The following is a 1,177-nucleotide window of genomic DNA, read 5'->3' as shown; positions in this document are numbered from 1 at the left end:
AAGCCGATCAAACGGTTTCTTATACCTATGATGAAGTCGGAAACAAACTGACGGAAACCAAGGGAGGTCAGACAACCAGTTATACCTATGACAAGTCTGGCAATGTGACAGCTATTACCTATCCAGACGGCACCAGTGTCTCCTATACCCTTGACGCTATGGGTAACATTCTGTCCATGCTCGATGCCTTGGGTCGTGAAACCACCTATGAGTACAGCCCTGCTGGTCGTCTGATTGCGACAACCAACGCCTTGGGTCACAAGACAAGCATGATCTATGATGCCAACGGGAACCAAAACTCCTTAACGGATGCGGCAGGCTATACGGCGACAACAACCTATACCGGTCAAAATCAAATTGCTAGTATTACAGACGGTCTTGATAACACGACCACCACCTCTTACAACCAGATGGAACAACCAAAAGAGATTGTGGATGCTTTAGGTGGTAAGACGACTTATGTCTATAATGAGTTGGGATATCCGATAGAGCAGACAGATGCCAATGGCCATGTGACCAAGATGAGCTATACAGAGACCGCTCAACTGAAAGAAGTCACCCTGCCAGACGGCACGACCCTTACCCAAGAGTATGATGCCTTGGATCGCCTCATCAAACAGACCAGCTCAAGTGGTCTCATCACAGAGTACACCTATGATGCGGCTAACCGTGTTCTCACCAAGAAAGACAATCAAGAGCTGAACGAGTCCTACACCTATGACAAGGCTGGCAATCGCTTGACCTTGACCAACAGTCTTGGGGAAGTGACAACCTACAGCTATGACTCTGATAACCAACTGACCAAGGTCACCTATGCGGACGGAACCAGCGAGAGCTTTACCTATGATGTCATGGGCTATGTCGCAAGCTCAACCGACCAAGAAGGCAAGACCAAGACCTATCATTACGATGAGAATGGCAATCTGACCAAGATAGTCGACCACCTCAAGCGGGAGACAACCTATACTTATGATGCATTGAACCGAGTGGTGACGGAGACAGACGCAGAAGGTAACCGCTCAACCTATGAGTATGATGTGTTGGGCAACCTGTCTAAGATGACAGATGCCAACGGTCATTCGAGCTCTTATGGCTACGATGCCAATAAGAATCTAGTTCTCTATACTGATCCAAATGGTCAAGCTACAGCCTTTACCTACGACCCACTAGGTCGTGT

Annotated in this window: 1 pseudogene; it reads left to right on the top strand. The window is 48.0% G+C overall.

The annotated features are described in order from the left end of the window. Window positions 1–1,177: pseudogene (locus tag E4T79_RS10695) on the top strand (RHS repeat protein); the annotation flags it as partial.

Source organism: Streptococcus sp. LYSM12, assembly GCF_004569635.1.
Lineage (GTDB): Bacteria > Bacillota > Bacilli > Lactobacillales > Streptococcaceae > Streptococcus.
This window is presented reverse-complemented; position numbering and strand designations above follow the sequence as displayed.